Annotated in this window: 15 protein-coding genes; 12 read left to right on the top strand and 3 right to left on the bottom strand. The window is 65.8% G+C overall.

Annotated elements, in window-relative coordinates; translation table 11 throughout:
• Positions 1-60: 60 nt before the first annotated feature.
• On the bottom strand, positions 61-468 hold the full coding sequence (locus ACTIEW_RS10955; protein ID WP_439477935.1) for a nuclease: 408 nt from the start codon (positions 466-468) through the stop codon (positions 61-63).
• A gap of 102 nt (positions 469-570) precedes the next feature.
• Here ACTIEW_RS10955 and ACTIEW_RS10950 point away from each other — a divergent pair, with 102 nt between their 5' ends.
• Genes ACTIEW_RS10950 through ACTIEW_RS10935 form a run of 4 tightly spaced genes read left to right on the top strand, consistent with a single transcriptional unit; the run spans position 571 to position 2042 of the window.
• Positions 571-1146 (top strand): JAB domain-containing protein, encoded by a 576-nt coding sequence (locus ACTIEW_RS10950; RefSeq protein ID WP_439477934.1) that lies wholly within the window; start codon positions 571-573, stop codon positions 1144-1146.
• Positions 1143-1424 carry a hypothetical protein gene (locus ACTIEW_RS10945; protein WP_439477933.1) on the top strand — a complete coding sequence of 94 codons (282 nt, stop codon included), beginning with the start codon at positions 1143-1145 and terminating at the stop codon, positions 1422-1424. The genes ACTIEW_RS10950 and ACTIEW_RS10945 overlap by 4 nt, the downstream gene beginning before the upstream one ends.
• Positions 1417-1620 carry a hypothetical protein gene (locus ACTIEW_RS10940; RefSeq protein ID WP_439477932.1) on the top strand — a complete coding sequence of 68 codons (204 nt, stop codon included), beginning with the start codon at positions 1417-1419 and terminating at the stop codon, positions 1618-1620. The genes ACTIEW_RS10945 and ACTIEW_RS10940 overlap by 8 nt, the downstream gene beginning before the upstream one ends.
• Entirely contained in the window at positions 1617-2042 is a 426-nt protein-coding gene (locus tag ACTIEW_RS10935; protein ID WP_439477931.1) for a helix-turn-helix transcriptional regulator, read from the top strand. The genes ACTIEW_RS10940 and ACTIEW_RS10935 overlap by 4 nt, the downstream gene beginning before the upstream one ends.
• Positions 2043-2089: 47 nt before the next feature.
• Here ACTIEW_RS10935 and ACTIEW_RS10930 read toward each other — a convergent pair whose 3' ends face one another.
• Positions 2090-3583, bottom strand: a complete 1494-nt coding sequence (locus ACTIEW_RS10930) for a Fic family protein (RefSeq protein WP_439477930.1) — start codon at positions 3581-3583, stop codon at positions 2090-2092.
• A 511-nt stretch (positions 3584-4094) separates the two neighbouring features.
• Between ACTIEW_RS10930 and ACTIEW_RS10925 the strand changes: the two genes are divergently transcribed.
• Positions 4095-5057 carry an endonuclease/exonuclease/phosphatase family protein gene (locus ACTIEW_RS10925; protein WP_439477929.1) on the top strand — a complete coding sequence of 321 codons (963 nt, stop codon included), beginning with the start codon at positions 4095-4097 and terminating at the stop codon, positions 5055-5057.
• 10 nt (positions 5058-5067) lie between these two features.
• Here the strand turns inward: ACTIEW_RS10925 and ACTIEW_RS10920 are convergent, their stop codons facing one another.
• On the bottom strand, positions 5068-6300 hold the full coding sequence (locus ACTIEW_RS10920) for an MFS transporter (RefSeq protein ID WP_439477928.1): 1233 nt from the start codon (positions 6298-6300) through the stop codon (positions 5068-5070).
• Between the two features lie 100 nt (positions 6301-6400).
• Here ACTIEW_RS10920 and ACTIEW_RS10915 point away from each other — a divergent pair, with 100 nt between their 5' ends.
• From ACTIEW_RS10915 to ACTIEW_RS10885, 7 genes are all read left to right on the top strand, one after another.
• Positions 6401-7462 carry a LacI family DNA-binding transcriptional regulator gene (locus ACTIEW_RS10915; RefSeq protein WP_439477927.1) on the top strand — a complete coding sequence of 354 codons (1062 nt, stop codon included), beginning with the start codon at positions 6401-6403 and terminating at the stop codon, positions 7460-7462.
• Positions 7463-7796: 334 nt separating this feature from the next.
• A complete protein-coding gene (locus ACTIEW_RS10910; protein WP_439477926.1) occupies positions 7797-9062 on the top strand; it encodes a glycoside hydrolase family 30 protein in 1266 nt (421 codons plus the stop codon).
• Positions 9063-9150: 88 nt separating this feature from the next.
• On the top strand, positions 9151-11121 hold the full coding sequence (locus tag ACTIEW_RS10905) for a glycoside hydrolase family 2 protein (RefSeq protein WP_439477925.1): 1971 nt from the start codon (positions 9151-9153) through the stop codon (positions 11119-11121).
• The gene (locus ACTIEW_RS10900) at positions 11111-12664 is read left to right on the top strand and encodes an MFS transporter (protein ID WP_439477924.1); all 1554 of its coding nucleotides are present in this window, start codon (positions 11111-11113) and stop codon (positions 12662-12664) included. Before ACTIEW_RS10905 ends, ACTIEW_RS10900 begins: the two co-directional genes overlap by 11 nt.
• Positions 12665-12840: 176 nt before the next feature.
• Positions 12841-15708, top strand: a complete 2868-nt coding sequence (locus ACTIEW_RS10895; RefSeq protein WP_439477923.1) for a TonB-dependent receptor — start codon at positions 12841-12843, stop codon at positions 15706-15708.
• Between the two features lie 126 nt (positions 15709-15834).
• Positions 15835-17823 carry a glycoside hydrolase family 3 protein gene (locus tag ACTIEW_RS10890; RefSeq protein ID WP_439477922.1) on the top strand — a complete coding sequence of 663 codons (1989 nt, stop codon included), beginning with the start codon at positions 15835-15837 and terminating at the stop codon, positions 17821-17823.
• Positions 17824-17829: 6 nt separating this feature from the next.
• Positions 17830-19332: a tryptophan halogenase family protein gene (locus tag ACTIEW_RS10885; protein WP_439477921.1), complete on the top strand. Its 1503-nt coding sequence runs from the start codon at positions 17830-17832 to the stop codon at positions 19330-19332.
• Positions 19333-19340 lie beyond the last annotated feature (8 nt).

Raw genomic sequence — 19340 nt, 5'->3', positions numbered from 1 at the left:
GGCCTTGCTGTTCGGCATTGCTGCTGGCCCGGAAGCCCCGGCCGGACGGTCGAACACGCCCTAATGCCCGCCTTCAAGGCCACCGGCTGCGCGGAGGAGGTCGCCGACCCGACGTCCGTTCAGCCGGCATGAAGCGATGACCCTGTCATAGACGATGACCCGCCCGTTCCGGCCCGGAACCACGACGCAATCGATCCGGCGGCGGCCGACCACGCGAAACAGGCGCTCGCGGTCGGCCCGGCCGGTGGGGCTTTGTAGTTCCGCGGCGTCGAAATCCGAAAGCCGCACTTCGATCCAGGCGGCGGGGTCCGCAGTGTTTCCCAGGCACAAGCTGTCGCCGTCGCCGACGTAGCGCACCATACCCGCGAAGGCCTCGCCGGCGCGCTCGGGCAGCCGTCCCTCGCACGGATCGGCCTGCGCGACCGCCGGAAGCAGCAAGAGTCCGGCGCTGATCAGAAGCCATTTCATCGGCCCAGGGTGGCGCGGCGCCGGGCCGGGGACAAGCTTGGCGGGAGAGAAAGGAAGGCCGGACGGCGGGCGCTCCGTGGTGGAGCGGAGAAGGAGACCGCCATGAGGCCGACCCCGACCCCGACCCTGATCCGGGCGCCGGCCCCCGAACCGCGCGGGCGCCGCCCCGCGTCGCCGACCCTCGTCCATGCGGCGCTGGACGATCAGACTTTGCTGGCCCTGATATTGGAGCGATTGGACCCGGAGACGGATCCTGCGCGGCTCGCCGCCGCCTTGCTCGAACGGTTCGGGAGCCTCGGCGGCGTCGCCGGCGCGGCTCCCGGCGAACTGGCCCAAGCGTCCAGCACCGGGCCCGCCCTCCGGGCCGAGCTGACGCTTCTGCGCGAGTTTGCGGTCCGTCTTGCGCGCGCCGAAGCCTGCCGCCGCCCGGTCATCACGTCCTGGACCGCGCTGGTCGCCTATGTGCGGGCGGCGCTCGCTCATGAGCCGCGCGAGCAGTTTCGGACCCTCTTTCTGGATCGGCGGAATATCCTGCTCCGGGATGAAATGACCGCGGACGGAACCGTGGATCACGCCCCCGTCTATGTGGCCACCGTGGTCGATTGCTACCTGGCGCTGACGGCGGGCCAGGGCGTGACCCATTCCCGCCAGTGTCGTCCATGCGGGGCGGGACGATGATCGAGCCGATGGAGACCGGGCCCGAGGCCCCGTCGGCGGGCGAAGAGGATCTGCTGACGCGGGCCGAGGCTTCCGCGTTTCTGGCTCCGTTCGGCATCCGGATGAAGCCCGCCACCCTGGCGCGGCTGTGGTCGGCCGGCAGGAACGGGCCCCCCTGCCGCCACATCCGGTCCAAGCCCTACTATCCGCAGGGCTTGCTGCGGGCCTGGGCGATGTCGCAGATGTCCGAAGTCCGCACCGCCGCGCCGCCGGCGGCGAGAAGCAGGCGTCATGGCTGAGTACCCGATCAGCGGTGTCGCGCCGCCTGTGCCGACGGTCGCCGGTCTGCTGGCGGACCCGTCCGCCAGCTTCGCGGTCAAGGCCGTGGCGAGACGATGGGCGGCGCGCGATTGCGTTGACGCCGCGATCGACGCCCGCGTGCTTTTCGAGGTCTTCGAGGGCGCGGCGGATCGCATGATTGGAGGTGCGTCATGACCTTCGAACCCGAGGGCGAACCCGTGGAGACGGGCGGGCCGCAAGACCGGCTGCTTCCCTGGGGCCGGGTCCGGGACGTCACTGGCCTCAGTCGTTCGACGGCGTGGCGGCTGCAGCAGGTTGGTGATTTTCCGGAACCGGTGCGCATCTCGCCCAACCGGGTCGGCTGGTGGGAGAGTGAACTCACGGCCTGGAAGGCGAGCCGGACCGTCCGCGGGCTTCCGCACCCCAGGCCGTTGGCCCGGCCCCGGGAGCCGAAGCTGATCCAGACCGCGCGATCGCCGCGCCCCCAGACGGCTCGGCAGACGCCGGTCCCGACGGCTACGGCCGTACAGGAGCCATCGAACGCTGCTGCAGCGGCGACCCGGCCCCGACGGCGGAAACAGCAGACGTCGGCGGATCAGATCGATTTTGGGTTCTAGCGTCGGACGGGCCAGGGTGACCCAGCCCGCAGGAATGCGCTGCTGGGCTAGAACGTCTCGGGGAGACGCAGCCTGATGCCGCGTTCGTCGGCCTCAGCCGGATCCATGAAGGCGTTGCAGCCTTCCAGCACCCTCTGCGTCGTGCCGAGATCGGCCCAGGGGATGGCCGCCACCCATTTCTGCGCGAAATCCAGGCTTCGGATCAGGGTGTTCGGATTATCGCTGTTCGAGAGCACCTTCAGTCCCGTCAGGTAGTTGCTGCGGAAGATGGTCGGGATGATGACGCGCTCTTCGCCGGCGGCGACGAGTTCGGCGTTCATCATGATACGGCCGATACGGCCGTTGCCGTCGGTGAAGGGGTGAACTTCTGACACGAGGAACATCATGTAGATCGCCCGGGCGAAGGGCGTTTCCAGGCTGTGATAAAGCTCAAGCCCGCGCGTCAGCGTACCTTCGACGTGGGCCGGGTCGACGAAGGTCGTCTGGCCGGCCCGATTGACCTCCTGCTTGAACGCGCCCGGGTTCTTGTCGGGCCGTGCGGCCATGAGAGCGGCATGCCGGCGTTTCAGGAGATCGAAGAACTCCGGGGCGTCCCGGGGCGTCTTCGCCATTTCGACGGGATCCGAAACCAGCCTCCAGGTGCCGAGGACGTCATGCGCGTCCGAAGGACGATCACGGGGGATGACGTTCCGAAACACGATGTCAGCGGCCTCGCTGACCTCAAACTCCGTGCCTTCGATGAAGTTGGAGAAATAGGCCTCGAAGAAAACCAGGCTCGATCGGCCTTCCGGGGAGCGTTCGGCGGCGGAGCGGATGACGGGCGCCGTTGCTCTCAGCTCCCGATGCAGGCGTTCAAAGCGGGCGAGCCGTTCGGGATCGAAGGGGAAGCCGGAGCGCCGCGCCTGGGCCTGGTCCGTGACCAGGGGCTCGTCGCGCGTGCCGAGAAGGGCTCCAATCAATCTCTCCAGGGACTCGCATTCCGCCTCCCGCCCTATCATGGGCGCTATCCGGCGCGCCTCGTCTCTGAGCCTGTTGGCTGCTTCATCGCCGCCGCGGCGAATGAGGGTGTCGAGATGGGTCTCGATCTCGCCTCGCGTCAGGGTGCGTGTCACATCCCCGCCGCGTCGGCGGGACGGGGCCATGTTGTCGAGGTAGGCCCGGGCGGTGGAGGAGAGGAAGAGATTGCCCACGAACGGCAGGTCCGTGGGCTGGGGGGGCGCGCCGCGGCGGGTTCGGATCGTCACCCCCGGCAGTTCGATATCGCGCTTGCGATCGGAGACCACGAAGACCGAGCCGTCGGCCGCCGGCTTGTTCTCGATCGCGGTTCGGTCAGCGATCAGCGCGCCTGGAATGTAGGCGCCAACGAGTGTCCAGAGATGGCGACCGACGATTTGCTCGGGCGGATCCACCAGATTGCGGGTATAGAGCTTGGATCCGAGCTGCCGGAGCTCACCCTGGCTGACCGCGCGTGACACGGCCGTCGCCGTTTCGCTGGTCGAGACGAAGACTTCCGGGAAGGCTTTCATCGGGGATTTGGGCATTAAGCGGCTCCTTGGCCCCCTGTTTAGCAAGAAAATGGGGTTTAGGCGCAGAATTTTGAAAGTTTTTGGGGCTTAAGGATGACGTTATCTGAATTTCGGTCGTTGCGGGATCGCCGGCCCGGGTGAGGGTGATTTCGCAGCGCCTGTTCTTGGGCGCAGCACTAATTCAAGGTTTCATTCGACTACGATGTCGATGCGCCGGCGTCTCGCTGTACGGGGGCGTCAACAACGTCCTTGATAATGATCCCCCGACCCTTGGCAGCTCACAGCAGCAGGCGAACACCTACCCCTCGACTTATGACGCGCTGGGGCCGGAGTTTTTCCTGGGAGCGCGCGTGCGGTTCTGACCTGCCTTCCGCCGGAGCTGAAGATGAGCGGCGAGACCCCCGGGCCTTCACAATGAACGAGGGCCGGCGGTGGGCAGGCGGGGAGCCCCGCCGCTTGCATGGCCGCTGACGGTTTCGTCTCCGCGCGGACTCCTGTAGTCGGTACCAGGGAGATAGCGGTCGGGATGCGGAACGAGATGGATGAGCGCAAGATCATTGTCGCCATCTTGCGCGGGTTGGCGGTGACGCTCTGCCTGCTGGGCGCGTCGCCCGCTGTTGCGCAGACCGGGGACACGGCCCTGCGCGTGATGACCTTCAATGTGCGCCTGCCCGTCCCCCAGGACGGCGACAATGCATGGGAAAGGCGACAGGCCGTATTCATAGAGACCATCGCGGACGCGCAACCCGACATCATCGGCATGCAGGAGCTGTACCAGCGCCAGGCCGACCATGTGATCGAACATCTTCCCGACTACGCCTGGTTCGGCATCGACCGGCGCGGCGGTCACGGTGATGAACATGTGGGAATCTTCTATCGGCGCGACCGATTTACCCTTCTCGATTCCGGCGACTTCTGGCTCTCGGAGACTCCCGAAGTCGCGGGCAGCATCACTTGGGGAAATCTGTTCCCGCGGCATGTGAGCTGGGGACTGTTTGAGGACAGGGCGGCCGGTCGGCGCTTCCATGTGTTGAACACCCACTTTCCCTACCGGGCGGAAGACGGGGAGGCGCGGCTGAACGCGGCCCGGCTCATCGCGGCCTGGATCGCCCGACTTCCCGCGGACGCCCCCGTGGTGCTGGTCGGTGATTTCAATGTGACGCCGGATGGTCCGGTTCATGCGCTGCTCTCCGGGGGGCTCGCCGATGTCCGAACCGCGGCGCCGGCGATCCGCGGCCCGGACGGCACATTCCACAATTTCACCGGCACGGCTGATCGTCGGATCGACTGGATACTGGTGCGCGGTTTTCGGCCCCAAAGCGCCCGCACCGTCACGACCCACCGGGACGGCCGGTACCCGTCCGACCATTTTCCCGTGCTCGCGGACCTGGTGTTTGGTCCTGCCCCGACGGCACGCGCGCACCAGGACGCTCCCCGCCCAGGAAGCCCAAGGTCGCTGGAAGACTCGCCGGGTTGCCGACAGCCATGAACTGACCCGACTAAGGAACCCTGCGCATCAACATCAGGATCGCGGATGCGAGAAGGGCGGCGCCGCTGGCTGCGGCGAAGACTGACGACAGGGAGAAGCCGACGCTCAGAAGCGCGACGGCGCAGGCCGGCGCCAGACCTTGGGGCAGGGCGACGGCCATATTCATGACGCCGAGATCCCGGCCGGACTTTTGCGGATCAGGCAGAATCTGTGCGGTCATGGCCGCGACCGCCGTAGCGTGCAGACCATGGCCAACTCCGAACAGCAGTTGGGCGATCAGGGGGCCAGGCCACGTCGGCCAGCTTACGAAGAGCGCCAGCGCAACCGCCATGCCGGCGCCGCCCGCGAATACGAAGGCGCGCCTGCGTCGCAGGCGATCGGACAGGACACCGCCCGCGAAGCCGCTTGCCGCGGCCGCCAGGGTTGAGGCGATCAGCAGCGCGCCGAACACCTGGGTGACGGACCAGCCCTCCGGCGCCGACCTCGCCGGCTGCGCCTGCAGAAAGAAGAACAGGTAGAGTGTGTTGATCGCCACCGCGCTTTCGAGCAGCAGGCGCGCGCTGAACGCCAGTCTGAACGTACGATTCTTCAGGGCGACGAACGAGAGGCGAAACGGCTCCCGGACCCGGTGCGGAATGCGTGGTTCCCTCAAGGTGAGAGCGAAGGGCAGCACCAGAACCGCCGCCGCCGCGATCACGACGGCGAACTGGGCGGGGGGGGAGCCGGCTAGCCGGCTGACCACCAGCGCCGTGAACAGGTTGGCGACTGGCAGGGCGACCCCCGTCCAGGCGCAGACCAGCCCTTTCTGGTCGTTCGGCACCATGTCCGGCACCAAGGCCATCAACGGCGCATACAAGGCATTGACCGCAAGCTGGAAGGACACCACACCGATCGCCAGTTGAAACGGGTCGCGCGCCGAGCCGATCAAGGCGAGCGCGAGCGCCGTGGCGGCAAATCCCGCCAGAATCCACGGACGCCGCCGGCCCAGGCGACTTTTCGTGCTATCGCTGAGGGCGCCGAACAGCAGATTGGCCCCCGCGGCGGTCAGGCCTCCGAGCATGGCGGCCTGGCCCAGAAGCAGGGCCTTGTCGGCGCCGCCGATCTGTTCGGCCTTTTCAGGAAGCAGCAGGGTCAGCAGCGGAATGAAGCAGATGAAGGCGCCGGCCTGCGCGGCCCCGTAGCCCAGAACAAAGCCGGGGGAGCGTCGCGTCGTCATGGGGTCTTCGGCGACGGAGTCGATCATGGCGGCATATGACGTCAACAGAGCGGCGGCGTCGATCTATTGAAAGAAGCGGCGCGCACGGCCATCGTCTCGCGCGACCCTTGTCGGAGTGATCTGCGCCGTGACGCTGAAGAAGCCTACGATCGACGATGTAGCAGCCCTTGCCGGTGTCGCGCGCACGACCGTGTCCCGTGTTTTGAATGGCGGTCCCAACGTCCGCGACGAGGTGCGTCAGCGGGTTCTCAAAGCGGTCGAAGTGCTAAACTTTCGGGTGAATCCCCAGGCGCGCTCCCTGGCGGGGGGCGGTACCCGCATGCTGGCGCTTGTCTTCGCGTCGGACCTGGATACGGAACCGAACTCCTTTTACGCCTCGGCCTTGGAACTCGGCGCCCTTCGCGGCTGTCTGGCCTTGGGCTATCAGCTGCTGACACGCCATGTGGCGCAGCAAAGTCCGGATCGTCGACGGCTGGTTCTCGATCTGATCGCCTCGCACAAATGTCAGGGCATGATCCTCACGCCGCCCTTCGCGGACGATGTGACGCTCATCGAAGACGTTCGACGGCTAGGGAGCCATGTGGTGACGATCTCGCCGGGCGGCTCGGGACGGGACGTCGCGGATGGCGTCGGCATCGACGACGAGGCCGGCGGCTACGACATCGCTCGCCATCTGTTGAACCTGGGTCATCGGCGTTTCGCCTTCATGAGCGGGATAGAGGGGCACCTTTCAGCCGCTCGACGGCGAGACGGCCTCAGTCGCGCGCTTTTGGAGCGGGGCCTGGATCCTGACAGCGTCGAAATTTTGCGGGGTGACTTCACTTTTCGATCCGGCGGCGTCCTGACGGCGCAACTTCTGGACGGCGCATCGCCTCCGACGGCCTTGATCTGCGCGAATGACGACATGGCCGCCGGCGCTCTGTCGATCTCCCACGGTCGGGGTGTGGACGTGCCTGGCGCTCTGTCGATCACCGGTTTCGACGATACGCCGGTGTCAGCGATCGTCTGGCCGCCGCTGACAACGGTGCATCAACCTCTGAAGGACATGGCCCATGACGCCGTGGTTGCGCTGGTCGAACGGTTGAACGGGTCCGCCGGGGGCTGGCGATTCCAGACCCTGCCTCACGCAGTGGTCCAACGCGAGTCCACCGGACGCCCGGCGCCGAAGCGCGCTACGGCGATCGCTTGACAAGGTCCGTTCGTCACAGCCTATTGGAAGCGCTTCCATCGGAGAGTGGCTTGTCATTGTTGGAACCGGGGAAGGCGATCGGCTTCATCAAGCGAAAGGCGTGAGCGTGTTGCCTGAAACTCATCGAAACATCATGGGAATGAGGCGACTGGCCGCTTTGGCGGCGCCGCTTGTGATGCTGGCTGTTTCGGCCTGCGCCACGGCCAGAGACCCGCAAGAGTTCGCGGCCCGGGCGTGGGTCACCTCCGGCGACCGCAGTCAGATGTTGAGCGAACAGACCCCAATGCGATTCACGACGGAGGGGTCTCCAGACCGTCCGGTTATCGCCGTGGACGTGACTCAACGTTTTCAGCGCATGGTCGGCTTCGGCGCGGCGATCACCGATGCTTCCGCCTGGCTGATCCAGACCAGGATGTCGGCGACCCAGCGCGACGCCCTCATGCGAGAGGTGTTCGGCCGGGACGACCAGGGCCTCGGCTTCAGCTTCGCCCGCGTCACCATCGGAGCCTCGGACTTCTCGCTGGATCATTACAGTCTGGCGGACGTTGCCGATCCGAGCCTGCGAGGCTTCTCGACCCGAAGGATGGAGGAGTTCGTATTCCCGACTGTCCGGCAGGCCCTGGCCGTGAACCCCGATCTCGCGATCATGGCCACGCCCTGGAGCGCGCCGGGCTGGATGAAGACCACCGGCTCGATGATCCAGGGCGAGTTGAAGCCGGAGTTCTATGCGACCTACGCCGACTATCTGCGGCGCTACATCTTGGCGGCGGCGGCCCACGGCGTACCGACCGACTACCTCAGCATCCAGAACGAGCCAGACTTCGAACCGGACAGCTATCCCGGCATGCGTTGGGGTCCGGACGGGCGCGCGATCTTCATCGGCGGCCACCTCGGTCCGCTTCTCCGGGCCGAGGGGATTGAAACGAAGATCCTGGATTGGGACCACAATTGGGATCAGCCGGAGCAACCGCTGACGGTCCTTTCAGATCCCGATGCGCGGGCGTTCGTGGCCGGCGTGGCTTGGCACTGCTACGCCGGCGACGTCGCCGCCCAGGACCGGGTTCATGAAGCCCATCCCGACATGGCGGTCTTCTTTACCGAGTGCTCCGGCGGCGAGTGGGCGTCCGATTTTTCCGACAGCTTTTCCTGGATGATGAAGAATCTCATCATCGGATCGACGAACGGGTGGGCGAGTGGCGTGCTGATGTGGAACCTGGTGCTGGACGAGAATCACGGACCGCGCGCCGGCGGTTGCGGCGACTGTCGCGGCGTCGTGACGATCGACAGCCGCACCGGAGCCGTACAGCGGAACCAGGAATACTATGCTTTCGGCCACGCCAGTCGCTTCGTGCTGCCTGGAGCGGAAAGGGTCGGTTTGACCCTGCCGACCGGCCTGCGGGGCGTCGCCTTCCGCAATCCGGACGGCGAGCGCGTTCTGATTGTCCTGAACGAGGGCCCGGCTCCCGTCTCCTTCCGCATTCAGGACGGTCCATGGCAAACGGCCGCCGATCTGCCGCCGAAGTCGGCCGCGACCTATGTCTGGCGTTCGCAGAGCGACGCTGTCGCTGACTATGCGGTCCCAGCGGCGCGCCCGGTATAATGCCGGCAGGTCTTTCCTTTCCGGATGAGCCGGCCTTCCAGGAGGAGCAGGTGGGGGCCGGACCGGGGCGCCTAGGAAGAGGCGGGTCATGACCTTCGATCCCACCCGGCGCGGATGCATCGGCCTTGGTCTGGCGTCGGCCAGCCTGTTGCCCTCGCTGGCGGCCGCCCGACCGGCTCCCGACGCCGCCGCGCCGCGCGGCGCCGCAGCGTCGGTGATCCTGGTCAACGCAGCCGCGCGTCACGGCGTCAAACTGTCCGGAGTCTGGCGCTATTCGATCGACCCCTATCGCGACGGCTCCGAGGGCTTTCATGGCGCCAGGGCGGGAAAGGGGCACCGCCGGTATGACGATGTGGACGTCGAGACCGAGATGCGGAAGGACCCCTCCGCCCTCTATGAATACGACATGGCCCAATCCCCGACGGCGGACCTGCCGGGGGCCTGGATGGGACACGACCCCCAGCTGCGCCACTACCAGGGACTGATGTGGTACCGGCGCGACTTCGAGACGCGCCGCGCGGGTTCGCGCCGCGCGCATCTGTACATCGGGGCCGCCGACTACCGCACTGCCGTCTATCTCAACGGCGTTCACGCCGGCGACCACGAGGGCGGCCACACGCCATTCGCTTTCGATGTCACCGCTCTGCTCCGGGACGGTTTGAACAATGTGACGCTGGGTGTGGACTCGGTTCGCTCGACCGCGAGCGTTCCGCCCCCCGTCACTGACTGGGAGACCTATGGCGGCGTCACGCGGGACATTACCCTGATCGATACGCCCGCCACCTTCATCGACGACGCCTGGGTGCGGCTCTCACCCAACGGCCGGATCGTTGCGACCATCGTCCTGAACGGCCCCGATCGCGCCGGGAAGGCCGTTCGGGTTCGCATCGGCGACCCCGGCCTGACGCTGGAGGGGCGGACCGACCCGAGCGGCGAATGGACCGGATCGGGCCCGGCGCCCCGCGGCCTGGCGCTGTGGTCGCCGGAGACGCCGATCCTGCATGACGTCGACTTCGAGACCGACGGCGACCGGTTGAGCGACCGCGTCGGCTTCCGCACCATCGCCGTGAGCGGCGAGGACATTCTGCTGAACGGTCGCCCGGTCTTCCTGCGCGGCATCTGTCTGCACGAGGAGGAGTTCGGCCCCGATCCCGCCCGCATCATCACGCCCGAAGCGGCGCGGGCCCTGCTGAGCGAGGCCAAGACGGGCCTGAACTGCAACTTCGTCAGACTGGCCCACTATCCCCATTCGGAAATCATGACCCGGATGGCGGATGAACTCGGCCTTCTGGTCTGGAGCGAGGTTCCGGTCTACTGGCGCGTCGATTTCGCCAACGCCGGGACCCTGGCTACGGCGCGGGCGATGCTGGCGGACAACATCCGGAGAGATCGCAACCGGGCGTCGATCATCCTCTGGAGCGTCGGCAACGAGACCCCCGTCGGCGATGCCCGCAACGCCTTTCTGACGACCCTTGCCCGCGACGTTCGGGCTCTCGACGACAGTCGGCTCGTGACCGCCGCCCTGCTCACCGAACGCGACCGACGCAACGGCGTGACAGAGATCCGGATCAGCGACCCGCTGGTCGCCGAGCTCGATGTGATGGCCGTCAACACCTACAACGGCTGGTATTCGGACGACCCGCTGGACGCGCTCCCCGCCATGCGTTGGCGCTCAGACTTCGCCAAGCCTCTGATTTTTTCGGAATTCGGTGCGGATGCTTCGGCAGGATTCCGCGATCCGGTGCGGTTGCGCAAGTTTTCCGAGGAGTTCCAGGCCGAATACTATCGCCAGACGCTGGCCATGGCTGAGACAATCCCGTTTCTGCGTGGCCTGTCGCCCTGGATACTCAAGGACTTCCGGTCGCCACGCCGCCAGCATCCGGTCTTTCAGAAAGGCTGGAACCGCAAGGGGCTGGTCACAGAGACCGGACGCCGCAAACAGGCCTTCGCGGTCCTGGCCGACCACTACGCCCGTTTGGACGCTCTTGCACCGGCGGCTCCTGGCGACCTGGGTTTTCGCGAGCCGACCACTGGCGAGGCCGCCCTTCATGGTGGCTGAAATCTTTGGTGATCGTCGCCACGCCTGGGCCTTCTGGCTCGGCTGCCTGCTGGTGACGGCCGGCGTGCTGCTGCATCTGCCGATGTACTGGATGGGACGGAACATGGGGTTCCATCTGGCCGGGATGCCGATGGACGCCGGCATGATGTGGGGTATGGTCATGATCATCGGTGGCGTGGGCCTGGCGGCGTTCGGCCTGCTGCCGCGCGTCCTGGCCGACCCTGGGCCTGTCGGCGTCATCGCCCCGCCGGAGGATGCGCCGCTGACCGCGGCGCACTGGCTGATGTGCGGCCTGCTGGCGCTGGCGCTGGTCATCGACATCATGAAACCGGCCAGCCTCGGTTTCGTCGTCCCTGGCATGCGCGACGAATACGGGCTGTCCAAGTCCGTCGTGGCGCTATTGCCGTTCGCGGCCCTGAGCGGGACCGTGGTCGGATCCTTCGTCTGGGGCTGGCTAGCCGATCTCTACGGCCGGCGGGCGTCGATCCTGCTGTCCTCGGTGATGTTTGTCGGCACCTCGATCTGCGGCGCCATGCCGGACTTCTGGTGGAACGTGGGCATGTGTTTCCTGATGGGCGCGGCGGCCGGCGGCATGCTGCCTGTGGCCTACGCTCTGCTGGCCGAGATCATGCCGACGAAGCACCGCGGCTGGGCCTTGGTGCTGGTCGGCGGCATCGGCGCGGTGGGCGGCTATTTCGCCGCCAGTTCCCTGTCCGCCTGGCTCCAGCCCGACTGGGGTTGGCGGATCATGTGGTTTCTGAACCTGCCGACTGGCCTCATGCTGATCGCCTTGAGCCCGTTCCTGCCGGAGTCGGCGCGGTTCCTTATCCACGTCGGGCGCGGGGACGAAGCGCGGGCGATGCTGGCCCGATTCGGTTCAGTTCTGCGGGCCGTCGTCGTCTCACCGGAGGTTTCTCCGCCGCAGGAAAGCCATTCCCACCTGCCGCCGGTGGATCGCCGCTACCTCGGGGTCACTATCGCCCTGACACTGGCGGCCCTGGCTTGGGGGCTGGTCAATTTTGGCGTCCTGCTGTGGCTGCCCGGCGCCCTGGTGGCCGAAGGCGTCAGCGTCCAGGCGGCTTCCGGCCTGATCGCCAGATCGGCGTTGATCGCGGCGCCGACGGTGCTGATCTCGGTGTGGCTCTACAGCGCCTGGAGCACCCGCGGCGCGCTGGCCCTGATGCTGGGCCTGACGGCGCTCGGCCTGTTCGGCCTGCTGCTGCGCGGCCTGGGCGTGGAGGCCTTGCACAATCCGGTGGCGCCCCTGGCCCTCCTGATCGTCGGTTCCAGCGGCGTGATCTCGATTCTGCTGCCCTATACGGCCGAGAATTTTCCGTTGCACATCCGCGGGCGCGCCACGGGCTGGATCGCCGGGTGCAGCAAGCTGGGCGGATTGCTGGCCCAGGGGCTCAGCGTCCTTGCCGCCGCTCCGCCGCTGGCCATAGCCGCCGCGATCGTCGGCATGCTTTCCCTCGGGGCGCTGGGGCTGGTGGTGGTCCTGGGCCGGGAAACCCGTGGGCGCGACCTCAGGGACCTTGAGTGAGGGCGCCCTGAACACCGTGTGGGGCGGTTCCAAGAATTAGGTTGCGTGCGCCTTAAGGATAGGCTAGCCATTGGAAGCGCTTCCAATCCATTGTCGCGAGACGGATTGCGGAGCCGAACAATAGAGATCGCGCGGCGCAGGGGCGCCGACGCGTGATCAAACAGGGGAGGCTATTCATGCGCACCGACTTCGTGGGCGATCGTCGCTCGACATTCACGTCTTCGAGACAACTCTTTCTGACGGTCTCCGCCCTGGCGCTTGCCGTCGCGGCCCCGACAGTCACGCTGGCGCAGGTCGCGGATCCAGCGTCGCCTCCCCCGAGCGCCCAGGACGCCGCCGAGCTCGACGAGGTGGTCGTCACGGGTCTCCGGCGCGGCCTGGCGGATTCCATAGCCATCAAGCGGAATGAGACGTCGATCGTCGAAGCCGTATCGGCCGAGGACATCGGCAAGCTTCCGGACGTGTCCATCGCCGAGTCGATCGCGCGCCTTCCCGGCCTCGCGGCCCAGCGGGTCAACGGTCGCGCCCAGGTGATTTCGATTCGCGGCCTGGCTCCCGACTTCACCACCACCCTGCTCAACGGCCGCCAGCAGGCCAGCTCCGGCGACAACCGCGCCGTCGAGTTCGACCAGTATCCGTCCGAGCTGCTGTCAGGCGTGGTCATCTACAAGACCCCCGACGCCGAGATTTCGGGCATGGGCCTGTCGGGAACGGCGGACCTGCGCACAGTCCGCCCGCTCGATTTCGGATCGCGGGCTCTCGCGCTGAACCTCCGGGGCGAACTGACCCAGGGTGATCAGCTCAACGACGACGTCCGCAACTACGGCGGTCGAGCCAGCCTCAGCTACATTGATCAGTTCGCGGATGGCACAATGGGGATCGCGCTCGGCTTTGCGCATCTGGATTCCCCGTCGCAGAACCAGCACTACAAGGCCTATGGCTATGAAAGGTTCGGCTTTGCCGTCACGCCCGACAGCGCAGACAGTGCGCTGATTCTCAACGGCCAGGAGCTGTTCGCCACCTCGCGCCTCAACCAGCGCGACGCCTTCATCGGCATTCTGGAATGGAGGCCGAACGAGAATATCCATTCGACGCTCGACCTCTATTATTCGCGGTTCGACCAAGAGGAGACAACACGCGGGGCCCAATGGTTCTCGAACGGCTGGGCTGACGGCGCAACCTTCACCAATGTCCAGACCGAGGCGCGCGGCGGTTCGACCCTGGCGACCAGCGGCACGCTCAACCGCGGTGTTCCCATCATTCGGAACGACTACAACACTCGCACTGACGAACTCTTCTCAGTGGGCCTGAACAACGAATTCCGTCTCGACGATCGCACCCGTGTCGATGCCGATCTCTCGTATTCGACCAACAATCGACGCGAGCAGATCCTGGAGACCTACGCCGGTTACGGCCGCGGCGTGGGTGGGGTCAGGGGCTCCACGCCCAATGTGGGCCGCACCTACGACACGATCGACTTCCGACTGTCTGACGATGGTTATCCCACCTATACCGAAGGCCTGAATTACGCGGACGCCGCGCAGGTCTCGCTCGGTGATCGCGCCCCTTGGGGCGGTTGGGGCCACGACGGCGCGATCCGCTTCCCTGATGTCGAGGAGAGCATCTACGCCATCGACCTCAGCGCGGCGCGGGAGTTTGATGGCATCTTCCGTGAGGTGAGCGCGGGCGTTAATTTCACCGGCCGCGACAAATCCAAGCGGGTTGATGATTTCGACCTGTTCCTCAAGAACGGACGGCAGCAGGTTCTCGTCGATCCGCGCTATCTGGAAAGTCCAACCTCCCTGGATTATGCGGGATTTGGCAGCGTGCTCAGCGTCGATCTCACGCGAGCGCTCAACGTCTATTACGACCGGTCGCCAATCCTCGACGCCAACTTCTTCGACAAGAACTGGGACATTTCCGAGGAAGTCGCCACCTTCTTCGCAAAGGCTGACTTCGAGACCGGGAGGCTCCGCGGCAACTTCGGTGTCCAGGTCGTACAACAGTCCCAGGAATCGACGGGAGTCATCATCAATCGCCCGGTCCCGGGGGGGCCGATCGTGCCCATAAGCATCACTGCCGGCGACGACTACACTGACGTCTTGCCCAGCATGAACCTCATATACGACCTGGGCGGTGGACACCGGGTGCGCTTCGCGGCGTCAAAAACCATGGCCCGGCCGCGCATGGACGAGATGCGCGCCAACGTGACGCCCGGATTTAACGCCAACGTCTGTACCGGGCAGCCCTGCGCGCCCGGCCAGACGGTCAATCCCTGGTCGGCATCAGGCGGCAATCCTCACCTGGAGCCGTGGCGCGCCACGGCGTTCGATATCGCCTACGAATGGTATGTGAACTCGACCAGCTATTTCTCGATTGCGGCCTTCTACAAGGATCTGGATACCTACATCTACCGCCAGACCGGGACCTTTGATTTCTCGGGCATCCCCCTGCCGGCTTCAGCCTCGTCGATACCGCCTGGTGTGATCATCAGTTCGATTGGCCAGATGACGCTGCCGGCGAACGGAAACGGGGGCACGATTCAGGGTCTCGAACTCAGCGGAGCCTTCAACTTCGGCACTGTGTGGGAGCCGCTGGATGGACTGGGTATGATCGGCAGCATCTCGTTGACCGACTCCGATCTGAACCCCAGCGCGACCGGCCAGCAGGTGCGGATTCCCGGCCTGTCAGGCACGGTCTATAATATCACGGGCTACTATGAGCGCGGTGGCTTTCAGGCCCGCATCAGCAAGCGGTTCCGGGAAGCGTTCAAGGGCGAGGTGGTGCAACTGTTCGCTACGCGCGGCTTCACCGAAATCCTCGACGACGAACAGGTGGACGCCCAGATCGGCTATACCTTCCAGTCGGGACCGATGGAGGGGCTGGGGGTGTTGTTCCAGGTCAACAACCTGACCGATTCGCCCTACCGGACCCGCCTCGGCCTTGACGCCGGCGGCACGCACACGGCGGACGGCTCCTTCCTGCCGGAGACCTACGAGGAATACGGCCGTCAGTTCCTGTTCGGCATAAACTACCGGTTCTAGCGCCAGGGTCAGGCCGGAGCCCTGTTCAGGCTCCGGCCACGGCCATCCATCGCGGACGCGCCAGCCCCTTTCCCGTCGCGCTTCGACTTCGCCGCAGCGATTTTTGCGCAGGCTCCGAGTAACCGCATGACCCGCCTCTCTCTCAAGTTCTGCCTTCCGTTGCTGCTTCTGGCCGGGTGCGGCCTGCATCCTGTCGCCTTGGGATCATCGGCGCCGGCTTCGGTCGTTCCGGTTTCGGACTGGCCGGTTCACCGATCGCCCACGGCAGTCGATGTCGCGATGGAACGGCGCATCGCCGAAATCGTGGCGGGCATGACGCTTGAACAGAAGGTCGGGCAGATCACCCAACCCGAGATCCGCTACATTACCCCTGAGGAAGTTCGACAATACTACATCGGCTCCGTTCTCAACGGCGGCGGCAGCTGGCCGGATATGGACAAGGCCGCGACAGTCCAGGAATGGGCCGCCCTCTCCAATCGCTACTATCTGGCGTCGGTATCGACCGACATGCCGACCCAGATTCCGGTCATCTGGGGAACCGACGCGGTCCACGGTCACAACAACGTCGCCGGCGCCACGCTGTTTCCGCACAATATCGGTCTTGGCGCGGCCCATGATCCCGCGCTGGTGGAGCGCATCGGTCGGGCGACGGCCCGTCAAGCCCGCGCCACCGGCATCACCTGGGTATTTGCCCCGACCCTCGCGGTTGGCGAGAATCGTCGTTGGGGGCGGACCTATGAAAGCTATTCAAGCGATCCGGCAATCGTTGGGCAGTACGCCGACGCCATGGTTCGAGGACTCCAGGGCGGCCTGGACGGCGAAGGCGATGTGGTAGCGACCGCCAAGCATTTCATGGGCGACGGGGGCACCTTCAACGGCATCGACCAGGGCGAGACCCGGGCCACGCGCGAGGAGATGATCACGCGACACGGCGCCGGCTACTACGCCGCGCTCGACGCCGGGGTGCAGACGGTGATGGCGTCCTACAATAGCTGGAACGACGTCCAGGCGGGCGAGGATTACGGCAAGATGCACGGCAGTCGGGAGCTGCTGATCGATGTCCTCAGAGGCCGGCTCGGCTTCGACGGCTTCGTCGTTTCGGACTGGAACGGCATCGACCAGGTGCCCGGTTGCACCAAGGACCACTGCGCGGCGGCGATCAACGCCGGCATCGACATGGTCATGGTCCCGGAAGATTGGAGGGCCTTCATCACCAACACCGTGTCCGATGTTCGCGAGGGCCGCATCCCGATGGCTCGTCTCGACGAGGCCGTCACACGGATCCTGCGGGTGAAGATGCGCTCGGGCCTGTTCGAGAGGGCTCCGTCGGAGAGTACGTATAATGGTCGCGCCGACGCCGTGCAGGCGAGCGCGCTGGCGCGCGAGGCCGTGCGCAAATCGGTGGTCCTGCTCAAGAATGACGGCGGCGTCCTGCCGCTCGCGCGCGACCGCAAGATCCTCGTCGTGGGCGCCAGCGCCGACAGCCTGTCGAACCAGACCGGCGGCTGGTCGCTGACCTGGCAGGGGACCGAAAACACCAATGCCGACTTCCGCGGCGGGACGACCCTGCTCGGCGCGCTCCGCCGGGTGCTCGGCGCGGACAACGTCGTCTATTCCATCGACGGCGTCGGCGTCGATGTGTCGGGTTTCGACGCCGTGATCGCCGTTCTCGGCGAGACGCCCTACGCGGAATACAATGGCGATGTTCGTCACCCGGCCCCGGTTCAGCACAGCCTTGCCTATCCGGCGGATCTCACGACCCTCCGGACCGTCTCGGGCCGGGGTGTGCCGGTGGTTACCGTGCTCTACTCGGGGCGCCCCGCCTACGCCAACGACCTGATCAACCTCTCGGACGCCTTCGTCGCCGGTTTCCTTCCCGGCACGGAGGGCGATGGGCTGGTGGATGTCCTGCTGGGCGGCGAGTATGACTTTACTGGCCGGCTGTCTTTCGCCTGGCCAGGCTCGGCGTGCAGCACCGGCGAAGGCCCCGGGGATATTGTCCAGTTCGCGCGTGGTTACGGGTTAAGCTATGCCAAAGCGGTGACGGTCGGGCGGCTTCCCACACCGATTACGCCTGCGACCTGCGAGGCGCAGGAGCCGTACGCAAGGGAATAGGGACGAATGCAGCAGATCAGCAGAATCCTGATTGTCGGCGGCGGATCGGCCGGATGGATGACCGCGGCGCTCCTCTCCCAGCTGTTCAAGGGCCTCTACGAGATCACGGTCGTCGAATCGCAGGATATCGGCACGATCGGCGTCGGCGAGGCGACGATCCCCGCGATCAAGAAATTCAACGAACTGCTCGGCCTGGATGAGAACGAATTCCTGCAGCGCACACAGGGCAGCTTCAAGCTCGGTATTCAGTTCAATGACTGGCTGCGTCCCGGGTCCAGCTACGTTCATGGTTTCGGCGTGATCGGCCGGGACCTCGAATGGCTGCGTTGCCACCAGTACTGGCTCAAGGCGCATGGCCAGGGCCGCGCCACCGATTTCGCCAACTATTCGATCAACACGGCCGCTGCGCTCGAGAACCGATTCATGCGCGCGGATCCCGGAATGGCTGAGTCCCCGATCGGCCAGATCGCCCACGCCTTCCATTTCGACGCCAGTCTCTACGCCAAATTCCTGAGCGGCTACGCCCAGGACCGCAAGGTACGGCGGCGCGAGGGCAAGGTCGTCGATGTCACCCTCCGGGGTGCTGACGGCTTCATCGAATCGGTGACGATGGACGACGGGGAAGTGATCGCGGCGGATTTTTTCGTCGACTGTTCGGGCTTCCGCGGACTGCTGATCGAGCAGGCGATGAAGACCGGCTATGAAGACTGGACTCATTGGCTGCCCTGTGACCGTGCGATCGCCGTGCCCTGTGAGCGGTCCGCGGATTTCACGCCCTATACGCGGTCCACGGCGCGACCGGCCGGCTGGCAGTGGCGTATCCCGCTGCAACACCGCACCGGCAACGGCCATGTCTATTCAAGCCGGTACATGGATGACGACACGGCCGAACGTATCCTGCTCGACAATCTCGATGGCGCGCAGCGGGCGGACCCCCTGCGAATCCGATTTGTGACCGGCAAGCGCAAGAAGATCTGGAACCGCAACTGCGTGGCGATCGGCCTGGCGAGTGGCTTTCTCGAACCTCTGGAATCCACAAGCCTGCACCTCATCCAGTCAGCCATCATCCGGATGGTGCGGCTGTTGCCCGACGCCGGCTTCGCGCAAGTTGGAATCGACGAGTTCAACCGTCAGACGGATTTTGAGTACGAGCGTATCCGCGACTTCATCATCCTTCACTACAAGGCCACGGAACGGGACGACACGCCCTTCTGGCGGTACTGCCGCGACATGGACGTGCCCGCCAATCTCCAGCGCAAGATCGATCTGTTCGCCGCGAATGGCCGCATTTTCCGTGAAGACGAGGAACTGTTCGCCGAAGAGAGTTGGATTCAGGTGTTCCTGGGCCAGGGGATCACCCCGCGCGGCTACGACCCGCTCGTCGACATCAAGAGCGACGCGCAGAACGCGGAGTTTCTGGACAATATCGAGTCGGTGATCGGCAAGTGCGTGAAGGTGATGCCGACCCACGCCGACTATGTCGCCAAGACCTGTCCGGCGCCGGAGTGATGCGCCGC

The sequence above is a fragment of the Brevundimonas sp. genome (genome assembly GCF_051860745.1).
Lineage (GTDB): Bacteria > Pseudomonadota > Alphaproteobacteria > Caulobacterales > Caulobacteraceae > Brevundimonas.
Note: the sequence above shows the minus strand (reverse complement) of the source record. Positions and strands in the feature narration are given on the sequence as shown.